The sequence below is a fragment of the Geothermobacter hydrogeniphilus genome, from assembly GCF_002093115.1.
GTDB lineage: Bacteria > Desulfobacterota > Desulfuromonadia > Desulfuromonadales > Geothermobacteraceae > Geothermobacter_A > Geothermobacter_A hydrogeniphilus.
Genome location: NZ_NAAD01000034.1, coordinates 1 through 25,191 on the forward strand (window position 1 = coordinate 1; position 25,191 = coordinate 25,191).

Sequence of the window (25,191 nt, forward strand, 5' to 3'; positions counted from 1 at the left end):
GAGCGCGGAGGCGTAGCGGCAGCTACGTCGCACAAGCGAAGCGGGTCTGCAACGCGGAGTTGATGAAAAAGCCAGCGCCCTCGCAACAAAAAAAGCCCGGCTCAAAAGAGCCGGACTTGTTTTTGTTGGTGCCGAAGGCGAGACTCGAACTCGCACGGCCGTTGAGCCACCGCCCCCTCAAGACGGCGTGTCTACCAGTTCCACCACTTCGGCAAGCGGGTTGTATTTATACTGATTCAGATCACGTCTGTCAACCCGGATCTGCTATTTTTTTGCATCCGCGGCAGGGGCCGCTTTTTCTGCTGTCGGGGCCGGAGCCGCGGGTGTCGCCGGAGCTTCCTGCGCGGTCGGAGCGACCTGCTCGGGCATCACGCTGCTGGCGCCGGGCAGGCCATGGAAGTAGGCAAGAATCAGGCTGGTGAGCATGAAGATCACCGCCGCGCCGGTCGTCAGTTTGGCCATGAAGGTCTGGCCGCCGGTGGCACCGAAAACGGTCTGGCTGGAACCGGCACCGAAGGATGCGCCCATTTCAGCTCCCTTGCCGCTGCCCTGAACCAGGACAATGGCGATCAACGCGAGACAGACAAAAACATGAAGTACAACCAGAAAAGTAACCATCGGGCAATTCGCTCCTCTAGAATCGTTATTCCTTTGAACCGGCAGACTCTAGCATAAAATCTTCGTCTGAAAAAGACATTAATTTGTTCCGTTGAAATTCATGATACGGATAAAATCATCGGCGTTCAGGCTGGCGCCGCCCACCAGGGCGCCATCGATATTGTCGCGGGCCATCAGTTCGTCGACGTTGCCCGGCTTGACACTGCCGCCGTAGAGAATGCGCAGCTGCTCCGAAACCTGCAGATTGAACTGCCCGGCGATCAGGCCGCGAACGAAGGAATGTGCCTCCTCGGCCTGGTCGCTGGTGGCGGTCTTGCCGGTGCCGATGGCCCAGACCGGTTCGTAAGCGACAATAACCCGGTCCATCTGCTCTTCGCTCAATCCGGCAAGCCCCTGGGTGACCTGCTCGCTGAGAACGTCGTACATACGACCGGTTTCGCGTTCCGCAAGGGTTTCGCCGATGCAGAAGATCACCCGCAGACCGGCGGTGAGGGCAGCCCTGATCTTGGCGTTGATCAGGTCATTGCTTTCACCGAACAGCTGTCGCCGTTCGGAATGCCCGAGGATGACATGACTGCAGCCGGCGTCGAGCAGCATCTGCGGGGCGACTTCCCCGGTGAAGGCACCGCTTGACTTGTCGCTGCAGTTCTGGCCGGAAAGCTTCAAGTTGCTTCCCTGCAGTTCGGCGGCAACCGTCGCCAGCGCGGTAAAGACGGGAGCGATAATGAAATCGGCATGGTCGATCCCGGCGGCGGCCTGTTTCAAGGCTCCGGCCAGTTCGACCGCTTCGGCGATGGTTTTGTGCATCTTCCAGTTGCCGGCAATCACGGGACGGCGCATGGGGTTCTCCTTTTGTGAAATGATGTAATCCTGATTTTAACGCAGAGACGGAGAGAAGCAGAGACGGAGAGAAAACAGACAAAGATATCAGCTGAACGCAAAAAATCTCTTATCCTGGAGTTTTCTCCGCGGGCTCTCCCTCTCAGCGTCTCTCCGTTGAAAAAGATTTGATCAGTATCATGCTTTGTCCGTCAGGGCCACGATCCCCGGCAGTTGTTTGCCTTCGAGAAACTCGAGGGACGCGCCGCCGCCGGTGGAGATGTGGGTCATCTGATCCTGCAGGCCCGACTTGTTGACCGCCGCGACCGAATCTCCGCCGCCGATGATCGAGACACAGTCGCTTTCGGCTAGGGCGCGGGCGATGGCGAATGTTCCCCGGGAGAAGGCCTCGAATTCAAAGACGCCCATCGGGCCGTTCCAGACCACTGTTCTGGCCTTGCTGACCGCTTCTGCATAGCGTTGTTGCGTCAGCGGACCGATGTCGAGGGCCAGGCGATCGTCGGCGATCCCGTCGCGGGCGCAGGTTTCAGCGGCGGCATCGGCGGAAAATTCGGCGGCGACAACGTGATCTTCCGGCAGAAGAAGTTCGACCCCGGCTGTCGCCGCCTGTTCGATCAATTCTCCGGCGAGAGCGATCTTGTCTTCCTCGACCAGCGATTTTCCGACCGGAATCTCCTGGGCCCTGAGGAAGGTGTAGGCCATGCCGCCACCGATGATCAGGGTATCAACCTTGCCGAGCAGGTTCTGAATCACGGTGATCTTGTCACTCACCTTGGCGCCGCCGAGAACCGCGACAAAAGGTTTTTCCGGGTTTGCCAGCGCCTGCCCGAGGTAACGGATTTCTTTTTCCATCAGGTAGCCGGCCGCTGCCGGCGAGAGCAGCCGGGCGACCCCTTCGGTCGAAGCGTGGGCGCGGTGGGCTGTGCCGAAAGCGTCGTTGACGTAGACCTCCGCCAGAGCGGCCAGTTTGCCGGCAAAGGTCGGGTCGTTGTCGGTTTCGCCGGGATGAAAACGGACATTTTCGAGCAGCAGGATATCGCCGTTGTTCATTTCGGCGATCAGCTTCTCGACCTCCGTTCCGATGCAGTCGGGCGCCATGATGACCGGCCGACCGAGCAGTTCGGCGAGGTGGGGAGCGACCGGTGCCAGGCTGTACTTCGGATCATGCCGGCCTTTTGGACGACCGAGGTGCGAAGCCAGAATCAGTCGCGCTCCGCGCTCGACCATGGTCCTGATGGTCGGCAGGGCGGCGGTAATGCGGGTGTCATCGGTGATGTGCTGATTGTCATCGAGTGGAACGTTGAAATCGACCCGACAGAATACTTTTTTGCCGGCGAGCTGCAGATCGTCAATGGTGACCTTGTTGAACATCAGCGTATCTCCCTCCAATGTGAGTATTGCGTGTTGCTTCAGACAACAAGAGGGCAGGGTCTTGCGACCCTGCCCGTTGTTGCTGTCCGGTTCGACCATTCAGCGGGCGGCGATGAATTTTACCAGGTCAAGGACCCGGTTTGAATAGCCCCATTCATTGTCGTACCAGCTGAGAACCTTGACCATGTTGCCGTCAAGGACGTTGGTCGAGAGAGCGTCGATGGTCGAGGACGCGCTGCTGCCGTTGAGGTCGTGGGAGACCAGCGGCAACTCGTTGTAGTCGAGAATCCCTTTCAGCGGGCCGGCCGCGGCCTGGCGCATGACTTCATTGACCTCGGCGACACTGGTCGCGCGTTCAGTCTCGACCACCAGGTCGACCAGGGAGACATTGGGGGTCGGTACCCGGACCGCCATGCCGGTCAGTTTGCCTTCCATTTCCGGCAGCACGAGGGCGACCGCCTTGGCGGCCCCGGTGGTGGTCGGAATCATCGACATGGCCGCGGCACGGGCACGGCGGAGATCCTTGTGCGGCAGGTCGAGAATTTTCTGATCATTGGTATAGGAATGGATGGTGGTCATCATGCCGCGACGGATGCCGAACTGTTCATTCAGGACTTTGGCAACCGGCGCCAGGCAGTTGGTGGTGCAGGAGGCGTTGGAGACGATCCGGTGTCTGGCCGGATCGTAATCCTGTTCGTTGACTCCCATGCAGAAGGTCGCGTCAACCTCCTTGCCCGGAGCGCTGATGACCACCCGTTCCGCACCGGCCTGAAGGTGTCTGGCGGCGTCGCTCCCCTTGGTGAACCGACCGGTTGATTCGATGACGATATCAATGCCCAGTTCCTTCCAGGGCAGTTCTGCCGGGTCCGTCGCGCTGCAGACTTTGATCTCGCGGTCGTTGACCCGGATTATTCCTTCGCCGCTGCTGACCTCGGCCTGCAGTATACCATGGACCGAATCGTACTTCAGCAGATGAGCCAGGGTTGCGGGATCGGTCAGATCGTTGACGGCCAGGATTTCGATGTCCCGCGATTCGAGGGCAGCGCGCAGTACGTTGCGTCCGATACGTCCGAATCCATTGATAGCCACTTTTGCCGGCATGCTTACCTCCATTTGGTTCTGTGGGAAAACCGTTTGTGATTACGATCAGTTGCTCTTTTTTTCGGAGAGTGGAAATGTTAGCCCCGCACAGCGGGCGCGTCAAGTTGAATCGATCCCTTCCGGTTGCTCTTTAATCCTTGATGTGGTATGAAGAAAACTTCTGTGGTTCTCTTCGAAGCAGTTGTTTTCTCTTGAGAAATATCCTCGTGAGAGGCCGCTAAGATCTCTGGTTCAGCTTTTAAATGTACCGCAGCGGACCTGAATTGCAAATGCACAGTAGCCGATGTCTTTCGACCGCCACGGGCAACGATACATATCGTCCGGCGGCGTGTCAGTTGTTAGGGCCGAATGAAGAGTACCCTTGAAAAACGCATCCTGCTGTTCGCCTTCCTTGTCCTCACCCTGACCATTGCGGCCAATACCATTCTGACCATCGACGGCTTCCGCCGGGATTACCGCGATGGTCTTATTCTTCGGTCCCGCAGTATCGCTGAGTCGTTGAAGATTTCCATCGAAAATCTTCTTGAACAAGGTGCGCAGCTATCCGCGGCGCGTTCTCTTGCTGATCGTTGTTCCAGTATTGTCAATACCGACCCGGAGATTGCCTACTGTCTGGTCGAGGATGCTGTCGGCAAACCGGTTTTTGCCAGTGACCCCGCTTTCGTCTTCGGTCCGAAAGTCAAAATGATCAGTGCCATGGACAAGTCGACGGCACTGCTGCAGTTCGGTAATCGTCAACGCTATTACGATGTGTCGGTCAACCTGTTCAGTGATCGGGACATCCTCTCCGGACGGGTACGCATCGGTTTTCCCGAAACGGTTCTGAAAGAACGGATCAAGAGTATTCTGCAACGATCCCTGATTGTTCTCGCGGGGGCGTTCACTGTTGTGTTCACACTGGTCTTTCTGTTCGTCAGGCGTGATCTGATCGGGCCGATCACCACGCTCAGTACCGTTGCCAAGGAGATTGCCGGCGGCAGGTTTGATGTCGCAGTTCCTGAATTGACGACCCGGGATTTCTCCGAACTGGGAGATGCCCTGCGACACATGGCGCAATCGCTCAAGGAGAGGGACGCGAAAATCCAGCAGAGTTATGGCGACCTCAAGCAGACCAATCAGCAGTTGCAGGATTCCTACGAAAACCTGGAACGTGTCGGTGCTGAACTCGGTCGCAGCCGGGAAATGTATCGTTCTCTGCTTGATGATGCTTCCGATGCTATCCTTGTCAGCGATGAACAGGATCGGATCGTATTGATCAACAAGGCGGCAGAGCGGTTTTTCGGCAACAGACGACAGGAGGTCGGCGGAACCAATCTCTACTCTTTCCTGGAACAGTTGCAGGTCAGCAATATTGATGAACTTTACCGTCTTCACGGTGAAGTGCTTGATGGGAATACCCTTGAGGCCGAAATCCGTTTCATGAGCCCGGTTGAAAATCGCCCGGTGGTGGGCTGGGTCAAGGCGTCTCCGGTGGTGGGTCGCGACGGTCGGCGACGGGTGCAGTCGATTATTCGTGATGTCACCCGCGAGCGGGAGATCAAGGAGAATCTGCAGCGGTCCACCGCTGAACTGAAACGGCTCAACCAGATGAAGGACTCCTTTCTCGGGGTCGCTTCACACGAGTTGAAAACTCCACTGACGGTTATTATCGGTTACACCGAACTGTTGATGAATGAATGGCAGGATCGGCTCGAACCTCCGGTGATGGGGATGCTGGAGCATATCGCCAATGCCGCCGACCGCCTGTCCAACATCGTTCGTGACATGGTCGATGTTTCGATGCTGGAGGACCGGCGCATGAAACTGCGGATGCGCGAGGTCGATATCAACCCGGTTGTCGAGCAAGCGGCTCGCGAACTGGAATTTTTCTTCGATCGACGCGGGCAGCATCTGTCTCTCGATCTGCAGCAGGAACTTCCCCCGGTGTTGTGTGATCCGGACCGGATTGCCCAGGTCATCGGCAACCTGGTAGGCAATGCCATCAAATTTACACCTGACGGCGGCAGGATCGAAGTTGCCACCCGGCTCTATTACTGCCGTCGGCAACGTTCCGATGTCAGTACCTCCGGGAATCCGGAGGTGACGGATGGCAGTTTCTGCCCGCTGGCGGAGGAAAAACAGCCGTACCTGTTGCTGAGCATTCGTGACAACGGCATCGGTATCGATTCCGCTGACCTGCCGCATGTGTTCGACAAGTTCTATGAGGTCGGCAATATCGAAGAGCACTTTACCGGCAAGGTGGCTTTCAAGGGGAAGGGGACAGGCCTCGGCCTGACCATCGTCAAGGGGATTGTCGATCTGCATGGTGGGGCGATCTGGGTCGAGAGCTCCGGTAATGATCCCGAGCGCTGCCCCGGGTGTCTTTTCCAGGTCATTCTGCCGGTCGTTGAGGACGTCCCTTCACCGCAGGGCTGAGCCCAGCTTTTCCCTTGCGGCAGAAACGGTTTTCAGCTATAAAGAGCGCGCCCAGCCACCTGTTTTTGGGAGTTGATTTTGCGGGTCTGTCTTTTGGCCAGCGGCAGCAAGGGAAATGCCATTTTCGTCGAGTCTTCCGGCACCCGGCTGTTGATTGATGCCGGCCTCTCCGGCCGCGAGATCTGCAGTCGTCTGCAGCAACTCGATGTGGCCGGTGAAGACCTCGATGCAATCCTGGTGTCCCATGACCATGGAGACCATTGCCGGGGGCTCGGCCCCATGGCCAGGCGTTGCGGGTTGCCGGTTCATATTCATCCGGAAACCCTTGCGGCGCTGCCGAAGCTCGGCCGCATCGACCATCTGCATGAGTTCGACAGCGGGGCGACGTTTTTGATCGGTGAACTCCAGATCGAAACCATCCCGCTGACCCATGATGCCGCCCATACCGTCGGTTTCCGAATCCATGGGGCCGAGGGGACGGTGGGGGTTGCCACCGATCTCGGCATCGCCACCCGGCTGGTTCGTGAGCGGTTGAAAGGTTGTCGGGTGCTGGTGGTGGAAACCAATCACGATGAAGAGCTGTTGCGGGATGGCCCCTATCCCTGGCACCTGAAACAACGCATCCGCAGCAACCACGGTCACCTCTCCAATACCGCCGGGGCCGAACTGCTCGACACGCTGCGCTGGGACGGGCTGGAAGCGGTCTTCCTGGCTCATCTGAGTGAAACCAACAACACGCGTGACCATGCGCTGGCCGCGGTCGAGCGTGTGCTCCGTCCCCAGAACCTTTGTCAACCCCAGCTGATTGTCGGACAGCAGGCCGCGGTCAGCTGTTGCTTTGTCGCTTGACCCGTAAGGTCACCGCTTTCTGCAAGGAGTAGAGAAAACAATGATTCCGCGTTACAGCCGGCCCGAGATGGCCGCCATCTGGGAACCCGAAAACAAGTTCCGCATCTGGCTTGAAATTGAGACCCGCGCCTGTGAAAAACAGGCCGAACTCGGCGTTATCCCGAAGGAAGCGGTCGAGGTAATCCGGGCCAAAGGGAATTTTGACATCGAGCGCATCGATGCCATCGAAGCCGAGGTCAAGCATGACGTCATCGCCTTTCTGACCTCGGTCGCCGAGTTTGTCGGTCCCGAGGCACGCTTCATCCACCAGGGGATGACCTCCTCCGATGTTCTCGACACCTGCCTTTCGATCCAGTTGACCCAGGCCGCCGACAAGTTGCTGGTTGATCTCGATGAGGTGCTGGCATCGATTCGGGAGCGTGCCATGGAGCACAAGGACACGGTCTGCATCGGTCGTTCCCACGGCATCCATGCCGAGCCGGTGACGTTCGGTCTGAAGCTGGCCGGCTGGTATGCCGAGATGGAGCGTAACCGGTGCCGGCTCAAGGCGGCGCGGATGAACATCGCCACCGGTGCCATCTCCGGGGCGGTTGGTACCTTCGCCAATATCGATCCCGTGGTCGAGGAGTATGTCTGCGAGAAGCTGGGACTGATGCCGGAACCGGTGTCCACCCAGGTCATTCCGCGTGACCGGCATGCCGAGTATTTCTGTACTCTGGCGGTCATCGCCTCGTCGATGGAGCGGATCGCGGTGGAAATCCGTCACCTGCAGCGCACCGAGGTGCTGGAAGCGGAGGAGTTCTTCTCCAAGAGGCAGAAGGGGTCGAGCGCCATGCCGCACAAGCGCAACCCGATCCTCTCTGAAAATCTCACCGGTCTGGCCCGCCTGGTGCGCGGCTACTGCATTCCGGCACTGGAGAATGTCGCCCTCTGGCACGAGCGCGACATCAGCCACTCCTCGGTGGAACGCAATATCGGGCCTGATGCCACCGTGACCCTCGATTTCGCCCTCGGCAGACTTAACGGCCTGATCAAAAACCTGGTGGTCTATCCACAGAATATGGAGCGCAACCTCAACCAGATGCGCGGCCTGGTCTTCTCGCAGAAGATCATGCTTGACCTGACCCAGGCCGGAGTCTCCCGCGAGGATGCCTACCGGATGGTGCAGCGCAACGCCATGAAGGTCTGGGAGCAGGGCAAGGATTTTCTCACCGAGCTGCTCGCCGACCAGGATGTGGTCAGCGCTCTCGGCGAAGAAAAGATCCGCGAGTCCTTTGACCTCAACTATCACCTGAAACACGTCGACACCATCTACCGGCGGGTTTTCGGGGGATAAAGTATTTAAAGGCTGCCGCCAAGGCACCAGGTTCACAGGCAAATTTAACGCAGAGACGGAGAGGAGCAGAGGTGGAGAGAAAATCTCCATCTCAGAGACTCTCCGTTAACGAGGTTTTCTTGGCGTCCCTGGCGCCTTGGTGATCTGGTTATGGTTTTTCAAGCAAAGGAGTCACTCCATGCCCTGGAGAATAGTTGTCGGTCTCAAGGATGGTGTCAGGGATGCCCGTGGTGAGCGGGTTCGCGCAGAAATCCGCCGGCATCTCGGCATTGAACTTGAGAGCGTGCGCACTCTCGATGTTTACACTGTCGATGCGGAATTGACCGACGATGAGGTCGTCGCGGCCGCCAACGGGCCTTTCTGCGATCCGATCATCCAGCAGGCGGCCGTCAACCAGCCGCTTGCCGAAGATTTCGACATCCTGATCGAAGTCGGTTTCCGCCCCGGTGTCACCGACAACGTCGGCCGCACCGCCCGCGAAGCGATTCAGTACCTGACGGGACGTTCCTTCGCGGACGGGGAGGGGGTCTACACTTCGACCCAGTATCTGCTGAAGGGAGCCGTTGATAAACAGACGGCCGAGACCATCGCCGGCGATTTCCTCGCCAATGGCCTGATTCAGCGCTGGACAATACTGGCGGCCGATGAGCTCGATCCGGCGAAAGGCGTTCCGGTCAACGTGCCGCGGGTTGTCGGCAGCGCCGAACCAACCGTCAGGACGATCTCTCTCGACGTCAGTGATGAACAGCTGCTGACGATCAGCCGCGACGGGATGCTGGCCCTCAACCTTGAGGAGATGAAGAAGCTGCAGGCCTATGTTGCGGACCCGGCGACTCGGGAGAAACGATGTGCCCGCGGCTTGTCGGCTGAGTTGACCGATGTCGAGCTGGAAGCCCTGGCACAGACCTGGAGCGAACACTGCAAGCACAAGATCTTCTCGGCGAAAATCGATTACACCGATGACAACGGCAACCGTCAGCTGATCGACTCCCTCTTCAAAACCTATATTGTCGGCGCCACCGCCAGGGTACGCGAGAACCTGGGGGAGCGCGACTTCTGCCTCTCGGTCTTCAAGGACAACGCCGGAGTGATCCGCTTCAACGACGACTGGAGCCTGGTGTTCAAGGTCGAGACCCACAACTCGCCTTCGGCCCTCGATCCCTACGGAGGCGCATTGACCGGGATTGTCGGCGTCAACCGTGACGGTGTCGGCACCGGCATGGGGGCTCGACTGATCTTCAATACTGACGTTTTCTGTTTCGCCTCGCCCTTTCTCGACAAGCCTCTGCCGAAACGGCTGCTGCATCCGCGCCGTATCTTCGACGGCGTCGTTGAAGGGGTTGAACATGGCGGCAACAAGAGCGGCATCCCGACCGTCAATGGTTCGATCGTCTTCGATGACCGGTTTGCCGGCAAACCGCTGGTCTACTGCGGCACCGCGGCGATCATGCCGGCCGAACTGAACGGCAGGCCGTGTCATGAAAAGGCAGTTCAGGTCGGCGATCATATCGTCATGACCGGCGGCCGCATCGGCAAGGACGGCATCCACGGCGCGACCTTCTCCTCGGAAGAACTGCACGAGGGTTCACCGGTGACCGCGGTGCAGATCGGCGATCCGATCACCCAGCGGAAAATGTTTGATTTTCTCACCATCGCCCGGGATCGCGGTCTCTACAATTCGATGACCGACAACGGTGCCGGCGGGCTTTCCTCGTCGATCGGCGAGATGGCCGAAGATACCGGCGGCTGCGAACTGCACCTTGATCGCGCGCCCCTCAAGTATCCCGGCCTGCAGCCCTGGGAGATTCTCATCTCCGAGGCGCAGGAGCGAATGAGCCTGGCGGTGCCGCCGGACAAGCTGGATGAATTTCTGCAGTTGGCCAAAGAGATGGATGTCGAGGCGACCGACCTCGGGACCTTCACCGACTCCGGTTATTTCCACTGTCTCTACCGGGGGGAAACCGTCGCCTGGCTTGATATGGAGTTCCTGCACCAGGGCGTGCCGCAGATGGTGATTCCCGCCCGTTGGACGCCGAAAGCTCTGCGGGAACCCGGCCTGGCCATGCCGCAGGATCTCAACCTGGAATTGTCCGCTCTGCTTGGCCGCCTCAATATCTGTTCCAAGGAATCGGTGATCCGCCGCTACGACCACGAGGTGCAGGCCGGAACGGTGATCAAGCCGCTGGTCGGGGTCGCCAACGACGGTCCTTCCGACGCGGCGGTTTTCCGGCCGCTGCTCGACTCCTTCGAGGGCACGGTTGTTTCCCACGGCATCTGTCCGAGCTACAGCGATATCGATACCTACCACATGATGGCCTGTGCCATCGACGAGGGGCTGCGCAACTACGTCGCTGTCGGCGGTGATATCGAGCATGTCGCCGGGCTCGACAACTTCTGCTGGTGTGACCCGGTACTGAGTGAAAAAACTCCTGACGGCGAATACAAGGCGGCCCAGCTGGTGCGTGCCAACCAGGCTCTCTACGATTACTGTGTCGCCTTCGGCGTACCGCTGATTTCGGGCAAGGATTCGATGAAGAACGACTATCAGATCGGCGATACCAAAATCTCCATTCCGCCGACGGTGCTGTTCTCGGTGATCGGCAGGATCGAGGATGTCCGCCGGGCGGTGTCGATGGATGTCAAGCGGCCCGGAGACCTGGTCTATCTGCTCGGCGTGACCCGTGATGAGCTTGGTGGTTCGGAATATTATGCCGCTCACGGCGAGCTGGGTCGCAATGTGCCGAAAGTCGATGCCGGTTACGCTCTCGACCTCTACAAGCGTCTCAACCGGGCGCAGCGGCAGGGCCTGGTCGCCTCCTGTCACGATCTTTCCGACGGCGGACTCGGCGTGGCCCTGGCGGAGAAGGCCTTTGCCGGCGGTTTCGGCATCCGCGCCGACCTGACCGCGGTCCGTACTGACGTGCCGTTGCGGGATGACACCCTGCTGTTCTCCGAATCGCAGAGTCGCCTGCTGGTCAGTGTCCACCCTGAACTGCGGGATGATTTCGAAGCGGTTTTTGCCGGAACCGACTGCGCGCTGATCGGGGAGGTGACCGAGGATGGGCGGTTGGAGGTGACCGGGACCGACGGCCGGGTGTTGATCGACAGCCGGATAGAAGATCTTAAACAGGCGTGGCAAGCGCCGCTGCGGGAGCTGTAACCATGGCAAAAGAGATTCGAGCCATCGTCATTGCCGGCAACGGCACCAATTGTGAGCGTGAAGTCGCCCATGCCTGTCGCCTGGCCGGTGCCGAGGTGGTCGACATTGTCCATATCGCCGAGTTGCTCGCCGGCAGGGTGCGTCTCGACGATTTCCATTTTCTCAACCTGGCCGGTGGATTTCTCGACGGCGATGATCTCGGCAGCGCCAAAGCCGGCGCCAATCGTCTGCTGCACGCCCGGGTGGCTGACAGCGAGGAACACCTGGCCGACCAGCTGCAGCGCTTTGTCGCTGACGGCAAGCTGGTGATGGGTGTCTGCAACGGCTTCCAGTTGATGGTCAAGATGGGGCTGCTGCCGGCTCTGGACGGCAACTACCAACAGCAGACCGCGACCCTGACCTTCAATGACGGCGGCCGTTTCGAGGATCGCTGGACCTACCTTGCGGTTGACCCCGACTCCCCCTGTGTCTATACCCGAGGTCTGCAGGGAATCTACCTGCCGGTCCGGCACGGCGAAGGAAAGTTTGTTCCCGGAGACGATGCCCTGCTCGAACGGATCGAATCCGCTCATCTCGTCCCGTTGCGCTATGCCACGGCAGATTACCAGCCGACCATGACCTTTCCGGAGAATCCCAACGGTTCAGTAGCGGCCATCGCCGGGGTCTGTGACCCCAGCGGCCGGTTGTTCGGTCTGATGCCTCATCCGGAGGCCTATGTCCACCGCACCCATCATCCGCGCTGGACACGTGAGCCGGAACTGCCGGAAGAGGGAATGGGTCTGTGGCTGTATCGCAACGCGGTTGAGTTTCTCCGTAGCGAAGTCGTGTAAAAATGAACAATCCCGCGGCTGACCGCGGGATGTCAGGAATCCAGATTGCAGCATCCGGGTCACGGAATGAACCCGGTACATGTTCTCTGCTTCCGCTTACCGAGAGGTCTTCGATGGAAGAAAAATTTCATGATAAATGCGGTGTGTTCGGGATTTTCGGTCATCCTGAGGCCGCCAACCTGACCTACCTGGGTCTCTATGCTCTGCAGCACCGGGGGCAGGAGAGCTGCGGCATTGTCGCGTCAGACGGCAACCAGTTGCGTGCCTATCGGAAGATGGGACTGGTCTCTGATGTTTTCAAGCGGCCGAGCGTGTTTGACGAACTGCCGGGAAAGAGCGCCATCGGCCATGTCCGCTACTCGACCGCGGGGGCATCCGACGACAAGAATATCCAGCCGATCATGGTTGATTACCACCGCGGCAGTATCGCCGTGGCCCACAACGGCAACCTGGTCAATGCCCAGGAGCATCGCAATCGTCTGGAACATGAAGGTTCCATCTTTTCCACCACCGCCGATACCGAGGTGATTATTCACCAGATCGCCAAGGCCCAGGCCGACAGCCTCCCGGACCGGGTAGTGGAGGCGCTGACCAATCTCAAGGGGGCCTACTGCCTGACTTTCCTGACCGAAACCCGGTTGGTCGCGGTACGCGACCCCAACGGTTTCCGCCCGCTGGCCCTGGGCAAGCTCGATGGTGCCTTCGTGGTCGCTTCGGAAACCTGCGCCTTCGACCTGATCGAGGCCGAATTCATCCGCGAGATCGAGCCGGGTGAGCTGATCGTCATTGACAAGAACGGGATGAAATCCTACCACCCCTTCGACAAGATCCAGCCGTCCCCCTGCGTCTTCGAGTTCATCTACTTCGCCCGCCCTGACAGCACCATCTTCGGCAAGGAGGTCTACGGCGTGCGCAAGGAGTTCGGCCGGGTGCTGGCCCGTGAATACCCGATTGACGCCGATGTGGTGGTGCCGATTCCTGATTCCGGGGTGCCGGCCGCCGTCGGTTATGCCGAAGAGGCCGGACTGCCCTTTGAAACCGGACTGATCCGCAATCACTATGTCGGCCGCACCTTCATCGAACCTTCGCAGTCGATTCGCCATTTTGGCGTCAAGCTGAAGCTGAACCCGGTGCGGGAGATTATCCAGGGCAAGCGGGTGGTGCTGATCGATGACTCGATCGTTCGCGGTACCACCGCCCGCAAGATCGTCAAGATGGTGCGCAACGCCGGTGCCGCCGAGGTGCATGTCCGCATCTCCAGTCCTCCGACCAGTTTTCCCTGTTATTACGGGATTGACACTCCGACCCGCAAGGAGCTGATTTCCTCTTCTCATTCAGTGGAAGAAATCAATAGATACATAACTGCCGACAGCCTCGGCTACCTGTCGCGCGGCGGGGTTCTCAAGGCCGCCGGCATTCCGGACGGAGCTACGGGGTATTTCTGCGATGCCTGTTTCAGCGGCGAATACCCGGTCAAGTTCCCCCGCCTCAAGTCAGACAGTCAGTTGGGGTTGTTCTGAACAGGATTGAACCTAAGGAGAGAGAAGAAAGATGACCACCGAAGAACGCACGGAACTGATGAACATCATTCGCGAACTGTCCTACGAGGAAAGGGAGGTCACTCTCGCCTCGGGACGCAAAAGCAATTTCTATTTCGACGGCAAGCAGACCACCCTGCACGCGAAGGGCGGGCTGCTGGTCGGCAAGGCTTTCTGGGAGAAGGTCAAGGAATTCGGCCCGGTGGACGGGGTCGGTGGTCTGACTCTCGGCGCCGACCCGATTGCCACTGCCACGTCGATTGCCGCCTCCCTCGAAGGAACCCCGGTGCATGCCTTTATTATCCGCAAGGAACCGAAGGGGCACGGTACCGGGCAATGGCTTGAAGGGCGCAAGAATCTTCCCGCCGGATCGAAGGTTGTGATCGTCGAGGATGTCACCACCACCGGCGGCTCGTCGATGAAGGCGGTCGAGCGTGCCCGCGAAGAGGGCCTTGAAGTCCTCGGCATCGTCACCCTGGTGGATCGCCAGGAAGGCGCCCAGGAAAATATCGAGGGGCAGGGGATGGTGCTCAAGCCGGTCTTCACCCGCGAGGAGATCGTCGGCTGAGAGTTCTCCCGTCTCGGGAAGCGAAAGACCTGCGCCATCGCAAAACTGAAAAAGGGGATTCGCGATCAACGTGAATCCCCTTTTTAATTCAATAGGTTGTCCTGTTACTCTTCATCCGGGATCTTGAAAGCAACATGGACACCGGGGAGGGCTTCCAGGTCATCGACGGTGATGCTGCGGGTATCACCGATCACGCCGATGATCACCCGGTTGGCGCCGGTCGACTGGTGAAAATCGAAGTCCCGCTCGTCAAGGTACTGTTTGATCTGTCGTAACTGCTCCTCGCTGACATTCTGTTTCATCACGATCAGCATCTCATTCCCCTTTGCTGCGCGCGCGTTCCAGGCTGCGCGATTCGTCAACCACACGTTCGAAGAGGCGGACAACAGCCTCATCGTCCAGAGGGCCGGGATTCTCGGTGCGGACCCGGGTAAAAATCCTCTTCTCCCGCTCCGGGTCATAGATCGGCAGCCCCCGTTCTTTTTTCAGCGCCCCGATGGCCAGGGCCAGTTCTGCGCGCCGATTGAAGATTTTCAGCAGCTGCCGGTCGAGGTTGTCTATTTCCGCGCGGATTTCGTCGAAGGTCAAGGGATCTCTCCTTGCCCAAATCCACCGGCAATTTCGGGATTCGGCTGTCGTTACGGCTGAATCTGCTTCGTTGCCTTCACCGCTCCGGTGCTCAACGTAGCTCGGCTACGTTTGCGCCCGAAACGGAGCGGCGCCTCGCATCTCCACCCGTTCCACCACCCTCGGTCCACAAAACAGCCGGTGGATTTGGGCCTTGTCAGAAAGGCTTACGGACCAGGGTCGGTCGTTTCCAGTTGGCGTCATCGGTTTCGGGATAGTCAATGGTGTAGTGCAGTCCGCGGCTTTCCTTGCGCTCCAGGGCGCAGCGCACGATCAGTTCCGCGACGGTGGCGATATTCCGCAGCTCGACCAGGTCGGACGTGACAAAGAAATCCCAGTAATAGTCGGTGATCTCATCCTGGATCATCTGGATGCGGCGCCGCGCCCGGACCAGGCGTTTGTTGGAGCGGACGATGCCGACGTAGTTCCACATGCAGCGGCGGATTTCATCCCAGTTGTGGGCGACCACCACTTCTTCGTCGCTGTCGGTGGCGTTGCCGCAGTCCCAGGCGGGAACGGACGGATAGCGGGTGTCGATGTCACGATGCCGTTCAAGACAGCGCTGGGCCGCGCGCTCAGCATAGACCGCGCCTTCCAGCAGGCTGTTGCTGGCCAGACGGTTGGCGCCGTGCAGGCCGGTACAGGAGGTTTCGCCGATGGCGAACAGGTTGGGCAAATCGGTTTCGCCCCAGTGGTCGACCCGTACCCCGCCGCAAAGGTAATGGGCGGCCGGGACAACGGGAATCGGCTCGCGGGTCATGTCGATGCCGTAGGAGAGGCAGGTGCTGTAAATGTGCGGGAAACGGTCCTTGATATAGTCGGCGCTGCGATGGCTGATGTCGAGGAAAACATTGTCCTCGCCGCGGACTTTCATTTCGTTGTCGATGGCCCGGGCAACAATGTCGCGCGGCGCGAGATCCTTGAGCTGGTGGTAGCTCTCCATAAACGGGGTGCCGTCAGAACGTTTCAGAACGGCACCTTCGCCACGCACCGCTTCGGAGATCAGGAACGATTTGGCGTGGGGATGGAAAAGGGTGGTCGGATGGAACTGCATGAATTCCATGTTGGCGACCGTCGCGCCGGCGCGGTAGGCCATGGCGACCCCGTCGCCGGTGGCGATATCCGGATTGCAGGTGTAGAGATAGACCTTGCCGGCACCGCCGGTGGCGAGAACCGTGATCGGGGCGCCGAAGGTCACGACCTCGCGGTTGGCGATATCCAGCACATAGGCTCCGAGACAACGATCCTCATTTTTTCCGCCGTGCCTGCGGGCGGTAATCAGGTCGATGGCGATGTGTTCCTCGTAAAGATTGATATTGGGATGGCTGCGGATCGCTTCGACCAGGGCGCGTTCAATTTCCCGGCCGGTCAGGTCCTGGTAATGGAGGATGCGGCGGTGGCTGTGACCGCCTTCGCGGGTCAGGTCGAAACTCCGGTCCTGTTTGCGGTTGAACTGAACCCCCCATGAAACCAGGTCGCGGATGGCGTCCGGACCACCTTCAACCACCAGTCGCACCACCTCCTCGTCGGACAGGAAGGCTCCGGCCACCATGGTATCTTCGATATGTTCGGCGAAGCTGTCATTCTTGGCGCTGACAGCGGCGATACCGCCCTGGGCGCGGCTGGTGGCCGTTTCTTCGACAGTTCTTTTTGTAACCACGGCGACCTGCCCCTGGTCGGCGACCTTGAGGGCATAGGCGAGACCGGCAATGCCGCTGCCGATAACCAGGAAATCAGAGGTAATTTTCATTGTTAAATAGTCGAATTCTGGAGAGTCGTGGAACTGCTTTTGCAATAAGATGGATGTTCAGGGCATGATTCCGTCGCATATTATCGACCCCCGATGAAACACTGTCAATCATTTTCATGGGGCCAAATTGATTGAAATAAAAGGGGTTTTAAGCTATATAAGCACAGGGTGCGATGATGACGAGAAAAAAAGCGAAAATCAGTATGTTTCTTCCTGCCCTGGCCGTGGTGATGCTCCTGTCCGTTCCTGCGCATGCCGATATCTATAAACAGGTCGCGCCGGACGGTTCGATCACCTTTACCGACACCCCGACTGACAATAACTGGCAACTCTATTTCAGCCGGGACAGTACCGTCTATGATATTATCCGCTTCTTTGCCGATCAGTACGGCCTTGAAGAAGCCCTGGTTCGCGCGGTGATCAAGGTTGAAAGTGACTACGATCCGAGTGTTGTCAGCAGTAAAGGCGCCATGGGCATGATGCAGCTTGTTCCGACCACCGCCGCCGAGATGGATGTTGTCAATCCCCTCGACCTGGTGGACAATATCAGAGGCGGCAGCCGCTACCTGCGAAAAATGCTCGATCGCTTTCACGGTGATCTGGATCTGGCCCTGGCCGCTTATAATGCCGGTCCCGGTGCCGTCAGCAGGTATGGCGGCGTTCCGCCCTATGCTGAAACCATGAACTACGTGCGCAAGGTCCGAAAATACCTGCGGATCTATCGCGTAGAGGAAGAGTCCCTGATGTGAACTGGCGTCGTGGAGTATTGGGCCTGCCCAACCTGTTGACCATGGCACGAATTGCCGCGGTGCCCGTTATTGTCGTGCTGCTGCTGGACGATTCCCGCAGCGCCGGCATCTGGGCGGCAGCCGTCTTCGGTCTGGCCGCCGCCACCGATGCCTTTGACGGCTGGTTGGCGCGTCGCTGGCAGGCCGAGACGGTGCTGGGGAAATTTCTTGACCCCCTGGCCGACAAGCTGATCGTCATGGGCTCGCTGATTATGCTGATTCCCCTGGGACGGGTGCCGGCCTGGGCGGTGTTCGTGATTATCGCCCGTGAAACCGTGATCACCGGTCTGCGTTCCATTGCCTCGTCGGAAGGCATTGTTATTGCCGCCAGCCCCCTGGGCAAGTACAAGACCATTTTCCAGATGACCGCCCTGGTCGGCCTGATGCTGCACTATGACTTCTACTGGTTCTTCGGACTGCGGTGGGAAATTTTCCATGTCGACATGCAGTTCTGCGGCCTGTTCTATTTTTACCTGGCGTTGGTTTTCACAGTCTGGTCCGGGGTCGATTACCTGACCAAGTTTTTTCGCCTGTTTGCTGGAAAATAATTTAAATTTCAATGGTTTTTGCCAGGTCAAAAAAAACTCTCTTTTTTGTTTGACTTGGCTTCGGCCTTTTGTTATAAATTTCCCCGCCTCGCAAGAGCGGCAACAAAAAATGCGGGAATAACTCAGTGGTAGAGTGCAACCTTGCCAAGGTTGAAGTCGCGGGTTCGAACCCCGTTTCCCGCTCCAGAAACGACAGGCCCCAGGACGAAAGACCTGGGGCCTTTTTCTTTATCAGGGGCGCCGGCTTTTTCATCAACTCTGCGTTGCAGGCCCGCTTTTCTTGTGTGTGCGACCTAGCGAACGCTACGCCTCCGCGCTTATCGGGACTGCGCCTTGATTTGAGATAAAAAATCCAGCGCCTCGAGACGGTGGTGAGGGCATGAGCCTGATCAGCGTAAAGAAAAACCCTCGCCCCTCATCGGTAGTGCGTGGCGCTTCTTTTGCGTCAACTTTCCCTGGTGGAAAAATCAATGAAACTTTTCATAACTGTTCCGGGTGGTCTGGAAGAACTGCTGAAACAGGAGTTGGCGGAACTCGGGGCTGAAGAACTCGCCCTGACCCAGGCCGGCATTTCCTGCCGGGCGTCCCTGGAAACGAGCTACCGGATCTGCCTCTGGTCGCGGCTGGCGACCCGTGTCCTGCTGCTGCTCGGTGAGGCTGAGGTCGACAATGAGCAGCAACTCTACCAGGCGGCCAGGCAGCTTCCCTGGGAAGAGCATGTCGGGGTCGAACAGAGCATCGCCGTCAGTTGTACGACCCGCCGCAGCCTGCTGGAGAACAGCCGCTTCGCCGCCCTGCGCCTCAAAGATGCCGTTGTTGACCGCTTTCGGGATCTGGAATCGCGTCGTCCCGATGTTGACCCCGAAACACCCGATTGTCGTTTTCATCTCTACCTGGAGAAAAACCGGGCCTTTTTCTATCTCGATCTCGGCGGCGGCAGCCTGCACCGGCGTGGCCATCGCATCGCCGGTACCGAAGCACCGCTGAAGGAAAACCTGGCCGCGGCCCTGCTGCTGCGCAGCGGCTGGCCGGAGATTGCCGCGGCGGGCGGCGGGCTGATCGACCCGATGTGCGGTTCGGGAACCTTTCTGCTGGAAGCCGCGGCCATGGCCGGCGACCTGGCGCCGCGTCTCGGTCGGGAATCGTTCGGTTTCATGCGCTGGAAACAGCATCAGGAGGAGGTCTGGCTGCGGTTGCTGCAGGAAGCGAAGCGGCGGGCCGCTGCCGGCCGACGGAAAATTCCCTTTATTGCCGGGTTCGATCAGGATGCCGCGGCTGTCGGACGTACCCGGCAGGCCGTGCTGCAGGCCGGTCTGGACAATCGTATCCGGGTGAAAACCGCCGCGCTCACCGCCGCTACAGCGGAGCAACTGGATCAGGAAAAGGGGTTGTGCATCATCAATCCACCCTATGGCGAACGTCTCGGCGACCACCTGGTTCTTAAGCGACTCTATCGGCAAATCGGGGAGTTCTGGCAACGGCTTCCAGGCTGGCAGGCCGGGCTGCTGACCAGTGATGCCGACCTGGCCAGGGAGGTCGGGTTCCGTGCCCGACGCAGCACGCGGCTGATGAACGGTCCTCTGGAATGTCGCTTTTACCAGTTTGAGCTGATTCCCGAACTCAGGGTCTCTGCCGACACCGATCCGGTGCGGCAGCAGGCGGTCGGGCAGGCGGAAATGTTCCGCAACCGGCTGCGTAAAAATCTCCGTCGGATCGGCAAGTGGGCACGACGCAGCCGGGTGAGCTGCTATCGTCTCTACGATCGCGACCTCCCTGAGTTTGCCCTGGCTGTCGATCGTTACCAGGACTGGCTGCATGTTCAGGAATACCGTCCGCCGGCACGGGTCGATGGACGGCTTGCCGAAGCCCGTTTCGAAGCGGCTATTGACGTTATTCTCGACGAGCTGGACGTTCCGGCTGAAAACGTTGTCTGCAAGCAGCGCCAAAGGCAGAAGGGCAGTCGGCAATATGAGCGCCGTTCAACCCGGGACGAGTTTTACCGGGTTCAGGAATCCGGGCTCAGCTTCTGGGTCAATCTGCATGATTATCTCGACACCGGACTGTTTCTCGACCAGCGCCTGACCCGCGAGAGGCTTCGCGACATGGCGGCGGGAAAACGTTTTCTCAACCTGTTCTGCTATACCGGCAGCGCCAGTGTCTATGCCGCCGCCGGCGGTGCCGAATCGACCACCAGCGTCGATCTCTCCCAGACCTATCTTGACTGGGCCGGCCGCAACCTGCGGCTGAATGGTTTTCACGGGCGCCGTCACCAGTTGCTGCGGGCGCATTGTCTCGACTGGCTGCAGCGGGAGAAAACCAGCTTCGACCTGATTTTTCTCGACCCCCCGACCTTTTCCAACTCCAAGCGGTTCAAGGGGCATTTCGACATCCAGGAAGATCACCTGCAGTTGCTGAGACTGACCATGGCGCGTTTGACGAAGGATGGCAGCCTCATTTTTTCAACCAACCGGCGTAATTTTCAACTGGACGCGAGAGCCACGGAATTGTGGCAGGTGGAGGACTGGACCGAGAAGACCCGAAGCGAGGACTTCAACCGCAAACCGCCTGCTCACCGCTGCTGGCTGTTGCGTCATCGGGGGTAAGGGCGGAGTTACCGGCAGACCCGGTTTCGCCCCGCTTTCTTGGCCCGGTAGAGAGCCTTGTCTGCTTCCTTGATCACCATCCCCGGATCCATGGAACGCTGTCGTTGCGCGACCCCGATACTGACCGTGACCTTGAGCTGCCGACTGCTGTTGCCGGCGGGTTTCGGATGCTGTGGTCGTTTTTTCGGGCGCAGATAGCGCCGACGAACCGTGAATCGGGCAGCCTCGATCTCTCTGCGCAGCTCTTCCAGTTCGGGGAGGCATTCATCCAGCCCGCGTCCCGGAAAAAGAATGGCGAATTCTTCGCCGCCGTAGCGGAACGGTCGTCCCCCACCACCTACGCCCGCGAGGCGGGCGGCAACCATGCGCAACACCTGGTCGCCGACATCATGACCATGCCGGTCGTTGAATTTTTTAAAGTGATCGATATCGACCATCGCCACGCAATAACGGGCACCGAGACGCTGCAGGCTTTCGTTGAGGGCGCGGCGGCCGCGCAGGCCGGTCAGGTCATCGCGAAAAGCCATCTGCAGCGACATTTCGACAATTGCCAGGGTCGGTGCCAGACCGGCCAGTCCGAACCAGGTTGCGGCAGTCAACGGTGAGGGGTGGAAAAGCGCGGGCAGGGAAAGCAGCTGCGTTGTCAGCAACCCCGTTTCAAGAGGCTCCGGGTGTCGCCAGCACCAGATGGCACTGACCAGAAGACTGCCGCCGCAAGTCAGCACAATCGGCAGTAACGGAAGAAAATCGAAGTGCAACCAGGCAGCGGGGTGCATGCCCGCCATCTGGCTGACAAGGTCGGGACGCAGCTGCTGGAACAGGGCGGCCGCCCCGCCCAGCAGTATCAGCAACAGGGGTCGCGCCATGCCGGTCGGGGTGAAAAAACCTTTTTCCGGCATCAGCAGAATGATCAGCAGGGACAATGGCAGCAGCAGCGGCAGCCACAGGTTCAATGCTCTTTGTTGTTCCGCCCCGCTGAACTGCAGGAAAATTGTTGCTGCCGTCAGCAGCAGCAGGGTCCAGGCCAGTCGACTGCGATTGAAGCGCCAGGCGAGAAACAGGCCACAGATCAGAACCAGCCAGGGGAAAAAGGGCAGAAAGGGGTCGCAGAGACGACGGACGGCCGGTGAAAAAACAAGCAGCAGACCAGATCCGAAGCTGAGCAGGGCTGGAAACAGAAGGGAGATCATCGGAGTGGTGGAGGGCTAATTGACGGCGGTTTTACGGTTCGCCCCCGACGCAGCATCCTTCCGATCCGGGTTTTCGTCTGCGGCAGTTCGCAGTCGGCAGGGCAGATCGACCTGGATGACCTGTCCCCGTTTGCGGATGAAGACCAGGTCTTCATTGACCTCGGGGATGTAGCGGTTTCCCTGGCATGACAGTTCGTAGGTTTCCTGATAGTCGAGCCCGGGAATAAAGGCCGGAATCGAATAGTCGATATCATCCAGGGTGCACTTGATCTCGCCCGAAAGCGTGTCTTCATCCGGACCATGCTGCTTGTCGCCGTCAGCATCGAAGAAAGCATCGATGATCAGGATACCCCTTTCGGTCGCGAGTTTGCGCGGTGAGCCGAAGGTCAGATCGAGCAGGCTCTCGCGCGGAGCCTGTCCCTGGTCTCCCTTGTTGACGTTGAAACGCGCATTCTCCTGGACCGACTCGGCCGCCGTGGGAAGGCAGGTCGCGGCCAACAGGCACAGGCAGAAACAGCTGCGTTTGAGAAGGTTCCGCATTTTCGGAGATCCGCTACGGCTCAGACCGCCGGGCGTTTCTGGATGTTCAGCATCGAGATCTCGAAGGTCAGTTCCTTGCCGGCCAGTGGATGGTTGGCATCAAGGGTGACGCTGCTGTCGCTCAGATCATTGATGAAAAAGTGCATAACGTGTCCGTCTTCGCGGGTCACCTCCAGTTGTCCGCCAACCACAAGGTCAAGATCGTCCGGCAACAGGGAGCGTTCCACGGTTTCAACCAGTTTTTCATGGTAGGGGCCGTAGCCGTCGTCAGCAGAGATGGTTACGGTTTTTTTCTCACCGGTGACCATTCCTTCGACAGCCCGGTCAAATCCGGCGATGACTTCCTGTTGACCGATGATGAATTTCAACGGCTCCTTGCCTTCGGAGCTGTCAAAGAGGGTTCCATCGGCAAGTTTGCCGATGTAGTTGACTGTTACGGTATCACCTTTTTCTGCCTTGAACATGGGTGGCCTTTCATTCTCTGAGGGGTTGTCGATTCAGGCTGAACCTAGCTTGGATGCTGCCGGCTGTCAACTCCTCGAGAGCTTTGTTTTTGCCTGCCCCCGGTGTCCGGACTCACATGGCCGCAGTCGTGGATCGGGCCGAAACGGCCATAGATTGAGGATGGGTTGAAAACTTGTTATGATGACGAAGGTTTCGGTGCCATCAATGGGTTTGTGGGTGTATTTATGTATAAAGATTATTTCGGGTTTCGGGAGGATCCTTTTTCTATCGCTCCTGATCCCCGGTATCTGTTCATGTCCAACCAGCATCAGGAAGCCCTGGCCCATCTGCTATTCGGGGTGCGCCGTCCGGGAGGCTTTGTCCTCCTGACCGGTGAAGTCGGAACGGGTAAAACTACGGTCTGTCGCTGTTTCCTGGAGCAGTTGCCGGAAGAGTCGCTGGTCGCGTTCATTGTCAATCCGCGACAGACGGCAGTTGAGTTATTGGCCAGTATCTGTGATGAATTCCGCATTTCCCGGCCCTCCGGCATTCTCTCGGTCAAGCCCCTGGTTGATCGTATCAATGCCTATTTGCTGCAGGCTCATGCCGCTGGCCGCAACCCGGTGGTGATCATCGACGAGGCTCAGAACCTGAAAGCCGAGGTGCTGGAGCAATTACGGCTGCTGACCAATCTCGAAACCAACCGGGAAAAACTGCTGCAGATCATCCTGCTCGGACAACCGGAGCTGCGCGAGATACTGGCCGGAAAGAACTTGCGCCAGCTGTCCCAGCGAATTACCGCCCGTTACCATCTCGGCCCTCTTTTGCCCCGCGAGATTCCCGCCTACGTGCAGCACCGGCTGTCGCGGGCCGGAGTTGAACGGCCCCTGTTCAGTTCCTCGGCGCTGCGGTCTCTTTATCGGTTGACCGGTGGCATCCCGCGCCTGATCAACCTGGTCTGTGACCGTGCTCTGCTCGGTGCCTCGGTTGAAAAACAATCGATGGTCGGTCGCCGCATTCTCAGGCAGGCCGCTTCCGAGTTACAGGGAGAAAAGCGGGATAGTCGCCTGCTGGTCTGGATCAACTGCCTGCTGGCGCTGGCGCTGGTCGTGGTTCTCGGATTGATCGTACACAATTTTTTCAAGGGACGTCCCCTGCCGGGATTGACCTCGGCAACGTCCATTCATACCGGCTGCCTGCCGCCGATCACCAGCCCGGAGGTTTTCGCCCGGGATCATGAAAACAGCCGTTCCGGGTTGGTTGCGGTTGTCGGGGAGGCCTGCTGAGTGAGCTACATTCTTGACAGTCTGAAAAAATCGGAGCAGAAGCGACGGACGCACCACCCGGACATCCCGGGACTCGGGTCCATTGCGGACAATCATCCCGAAAGGACCCGACGGTGGGGGGGCTGGTTGCTGCTGCTTTTTTTCGGTTTGTGTCTTGCCGGTCTGGCGGTCTTCCTCGTGATGCCGAACAAGGATAGCGGCGCCGGTGACGCATTCTCTCCGGATCATCCCCCCGCGTCTCTGAACACCCCGGCGGGTGAATTGTCGCAGCATGGCATCAAGCCGGCTGCTCCGGTGACCGACCTCGCTCTGCCGCCCGCCGGAATCACACGTCCGCAGACAACCGACAGCGGAGAGACCGCGACCGCTCCGGTTCCCCGACCTGAAAAGATGGAAAAGAAACTCTATCTCTTTTCGGAACTGCCGTCCGGCATCGCCGGAAACATCGCCGGCCTGGAGATGACCCTCCATTATTATTCGAGTGTGCCGGGACGCAGCATGGTTCGGATCAACGGACGAAACCTTCACCAGGGAGAGATTCTGCAGCCGGGGGTATCGGTGCTGCAGATCATTCCTGACGGGGCGATTCTCGATCTGCACGGCTACCGGGTCTGGGTGGAGAAACCCTGACAGGCTGCCAGGAGGCTGTCAGACTATACAGGCTGAAGCGAAAATTCGAGCGTTTGGGCACAGGTTTCGGCTCAATTGCAGCCTCATAGCAGTGGCTATGGGGAAAAATGGAGCTGGGATATGGGCCGAACGCGCGGATTTGCAGCCAGTTCATGGATA

The 25,191-nt window shown here is 58.9% G+C and carries 22 protein-coding genes and 2 tRNA genes; 13 read left to right on the forward strand and 11 right to left on the reverse strand.

Annotated features, from left to right (window positions below):
* Positions 1-126 precede the first annotated feature (126 nt).
* The 5 genes from B5V00_RS16005 to gap all read right to left on the reverse strand — a co-directional run bounded on the left by B5V00_RS16005 (position 127) and on the right by gap (position 3,930).
* Positions 127-213 (reverse strand) — tRNA-Leu (locus tag B5V00_RS16005).
* 51 nt (positions 214-264) lie between these two features.
* Entirely contained in the window at positions 265-618 is a 354-nt protein-coding gene (gene secG / locus B5V00_RS16010; RefSeq protein ID WP_085011814.1) for a preprotein translocase subunit SecG, read from the reverse strand.
* Positions 619-696: 78 nt separating this feature from the next.
* Positions 697-1,458, reverse strand: a complete 762-nt coding sequence (gene tpiA / locus B5V00_RS16015; RefSeq protein WP_085011815.1) for a triose-phosphate isomerase — start codon at positions 1,456-1,458, stop codon at positions 697-699.
* Positions 1,459-1,635: 177 nt separating this feature from the next.
* Entirely contained in the window at positions 1,636-2,829 is a 1,194-nt protein-coding gene (locus B5V00_RS16020; protein WP_085011816.1) for a phosphoglycerate kinase, read from the reverse strand.
* A gap of 99 nt (positions 2,830-2,928) precedes the next feature.
* Positions 2,929-3,930 carry a type I glyceraldehyde-3-phosphate dehydrogenase gene (gene gap, locus B5V00_RS16025; RefSeq protein ID WP_085011817.1) on the reverse strand — a complete coding sequence of 334 codons (1,002 nt, stop codon included), beginning with the start codon at positions 3,928-3,930 and terminating at the stop codon, positions 2,929-2,931.
* 348 nt (positions 3,931-4,278) lie between these two features.
* Between gap and B5V00_RS16030 the strand changes: the two genes are divergently transcribed.
* The 7 genes from B5V00_RS16030 (at position 4,279) to pyrE (ending at position 14,626) form a co-directional block, all read left to right on the forward strand.
* Entirely contained in the window at positions 4,279-6,345 is a 2,067-nt protein-coding gene (locus B5V00_RS16030) for an ATP-binding protein (protein WP_085011818.1), read from the forward strand.
* A 78-nt stretch (positions 6,346-6,423) separates the two neighbouring features.
* On the forward strand, positions 6,424-7,194 hold the full coding sequence (locus tag B5V00_RS16035; RefSeq protein ID WP_085011833.1) for an MBL fold metallo-hydrolase: 771 nt from the start codon (positions 6,424-6,426) through the stop codon (positions 7,192-7,194).
* A 40-nt stretch (positions 7,195-7,234) separates the two neighbouring features.
* Positions 7,235-8,530 carry an adenylosuccinate lyase gene (gene purB / locus B5V00_RS16040; RefSeq protein WP_085011819.1) on the forward strand — a complete coding sequence of 432 codons (1,296 nt, stop codon included), beginning with the start codon at positions 7,235-7,237 and terminating at the stop codon, positions 8,528-8,530.
* A 178-nt stretch (positions 8,531-8,708) separates the two neighbouring features.
* Positions 8,709-11,690 (forward strand): phosphoribosylformylglycinamidine synthase subunit PurS, encoded by a 2,982-nt coding sequence (locus tag B5V00_RS16045; protein ID WP_085011820.1) that lies wholly within the window; start codon positions 8,709-8,711, stop codon positions 11,688-11,690.
* Between the two features lie 2 nt (positions 11,691-11,692).
* Positions 11,693-12,520 (forward strand): phosphoribosylformylglycinamidine synthase subunit PurQ, encoded by an 828-nt coding sequence (locus tag B5V00_RS16050; RefSeq protein WP_085011821.1) that lies wholly within the window; start codon positions 11,693-11,695, stop codon positions 12,518-12,520.
* A gap of 113 nt (positions 12,521-12,633) precedes the next feature.
* Positions 12,634-14,040 carry an amidophosphoribosyltransferase gene (gene purF / locus B5V00_RS16055; protein WP_085011822.1) on the forward strand — a complete coding sequence of 469 codons (1,407 nt, stop codon included), beginning with the start codon at positions 12,634-12,636 and terminating at the stop codon, positions 14,038-14,040.
* Between the two features lie 31 nt (positions 14,041-14,071).
* Positions 14,072-14,626, forward strand: a complete 555-nt coding sequence (pyrE, locus tag B5V00_RS16060) for an orotate phosphoribosyltransferase (RefSeq protein ID WP_085011823.1) — start codon at positions 14,072-14,074, stop codon at positions 14,624-14,626.
* A 104-nt stretch (positions 14,627-14,730) separates the two neighbouring features.
* Here pyrE and B5V00_RS16065 read toward each other — a convergent pair whose 3' ends face one another.
* The 3 genes from B5V00_RS16065 to nadB all read right to left on the reverse strand — a co-directional run bounded on the left by B5V00_RS16065 (position 14,731) and on the right by nadB (position 17,003).
* Entirely contained in the window at positions 14,731-14,940 is a 210-nt protein-coding gene (locus B5V00_RS16065; RefSeq protein ID WP_085011824.1) for a hypothetical protein, read from the reverse strand.
* A gap of 1 nt (position 14,941) precedes the next feature.
* Complete coding sequence (locus B5V00_RS16070; RefSeq protein WP_085011825.1) at positions 14,942-15,214, reverse strand: chorismate mutase; 273 nt, start codon at positions 15,212-15,214, stop codon at positions 14,942-14,944.
* 196 nt (positions 15,215-15,410) lie between these two features.
* Complete coding sequence (nadB, locus tag B5V00_RS16075; protein ID WP_085011826.1) at positions 15,411-17,003, reverse strand: L-aspartate oxidase; 1,593 nt, start codon at positions 17,001-17,003, stop codon at positions 15,411-15,413.
* Between the two features lie 176 nt (positions 17,004-17,179).
* Here nadB and B5V00_RS16080 point away from each other — a divergent pair, with 176 nt between their 5' ends.
* The 4 genes from B5V00_RS16080 to rlmKL all read left to right on the forward strand — a co-directional run bounded on the left by B5V00_RS16080 (position 17,180) and on the right by rlmKL (position 20,942).
* On the forward strand, positions 17,180-17,752 hold the full coding sequence (locus tag B5V00_RS16080; RefSeq protein WP_139800812.1) for a transglycosylase SLT domain-containing protein: 573 nt from the start codon (positions 17,180-17,182) through the stop codon (positions 17,750-17,752).
* Positions 17,749-18,339, forward strand: a complete 591-nt coding sequence (gene pgsA / locus B5V00_RS16085) for a CDP-diacylglycerol--glycerol-3-phosphate 3-phosphatidyltransferase (protein ID WP_281249724.1) — start codon at positions 17,749-17,751, stop codon at positions 18,337-18,339. Before B5V00_RS16080 ends, pgsA begins: the two co-directional genes overlap by 4 nt.
* A 111-nt stretch (positions 18,340-18,450) precedes the next feature.
* Positions 18,451-18,525: transfer RNA gene (locus tag B5V00_RS16090), tRNA-Gly, on the forward strand.
* A 284-nt stretch (positions 18,526-18,809) separates the two neighbouring features.
* Positions 18,810-20,942 carry a bifunctional 23S rRNA (guanine(2069)-N(7))-methyltransferase RlmK/23S rRNA (guanine(2445)-N(2))-methyltransferase RlmL gene (gene rlmKL / locus B5V00_RS16095; protein WP_085011827.1) on the forward strand — a complete coding sequence of 711 codons (2,133 nt, stop codon included), beginning with the start codon at positions 18,810-18,812 and terminating at the stop codon, positions 20,940-20,942.
* A gap of 8 nt (positions 20,943-20,950) precedes the next feature.
* Here rlmKL and B5V00_RS16100 read toward each other — a convergent pair whose 3' ends face one another.
* Genes B5V00_RS16100 through B5V00_RS16110 form a run of 3 tightly spaced genes read right to left on the reverse strand, consistent with a single transcriptional unit; the run spans position 20,951 to position 23,136 of the window.
* Positions 20,951-22,132, reverse strand: a complete 1,182-nt coding sequence (locus B5V00_RS16100; protein ID WP_085011828.1) for a GGDEF domain-containing protein — start codon at positions 22,130-22,132, stop codon at positions 20,951-20,953.
* Between the two features lie 15 nt (positions 22,133-22,147).
* Positions 22,148-22,672, reverse strand: coding sequence for a hypothetical protein (locus tag B5V00_RS16105; protein ID WP_085011829.1), 525 nt, complete (start codon positions 22,670-22,672; stop codon positions 22,148-22,150).
* Between the two features lie 20 nt (positions 22,673-22,692).
* A complete protein-coding gene (locus B5V00_RS16110) occupies positions 22,693-23,136 on the reverse strand; it encodes an FKBP-type peptidyl-prolyl cis-trans isomerase (RefSeq protein ID WP_085011830.1) in 444 nt (147 codons plus the stop codon).
* A 294-nt stretch (positions 23,137-23,430) separates the two neighbouring features.
* Here B5V00_RS16110 and B5V00_RS16115 point away from each other — a divergent pair, with 294 nt between their 5' ends.
* Together B5V00_RS16115 and B5V00_RS16120 are read left to right on the forward strand one after the other, a co-directional pair.
* The gene (locus B5V00_RS16115) at positions 23,431-24,402 is read left to right on the forward strand and encodes an ExeA family protein (protein WP_245804002.1); all 972 of its coding nucleotides are present in this window, start codon (positions 23,431-23,433) and stop codon (positions 24,400-24,402) included.
* Positions 24,403-25,032, forward strand: coding sequence for a general secretion pathway protein GspB (locus B5V00_RS16120; protein ID WP_085011831.1), 630 nt, complete (start codon positions 24,403-24,405; stop codon positions 25,030-25,032).
* The last annotated feature ends 159 nt before the right edge of the window (positions 25,033-25,191 follow it).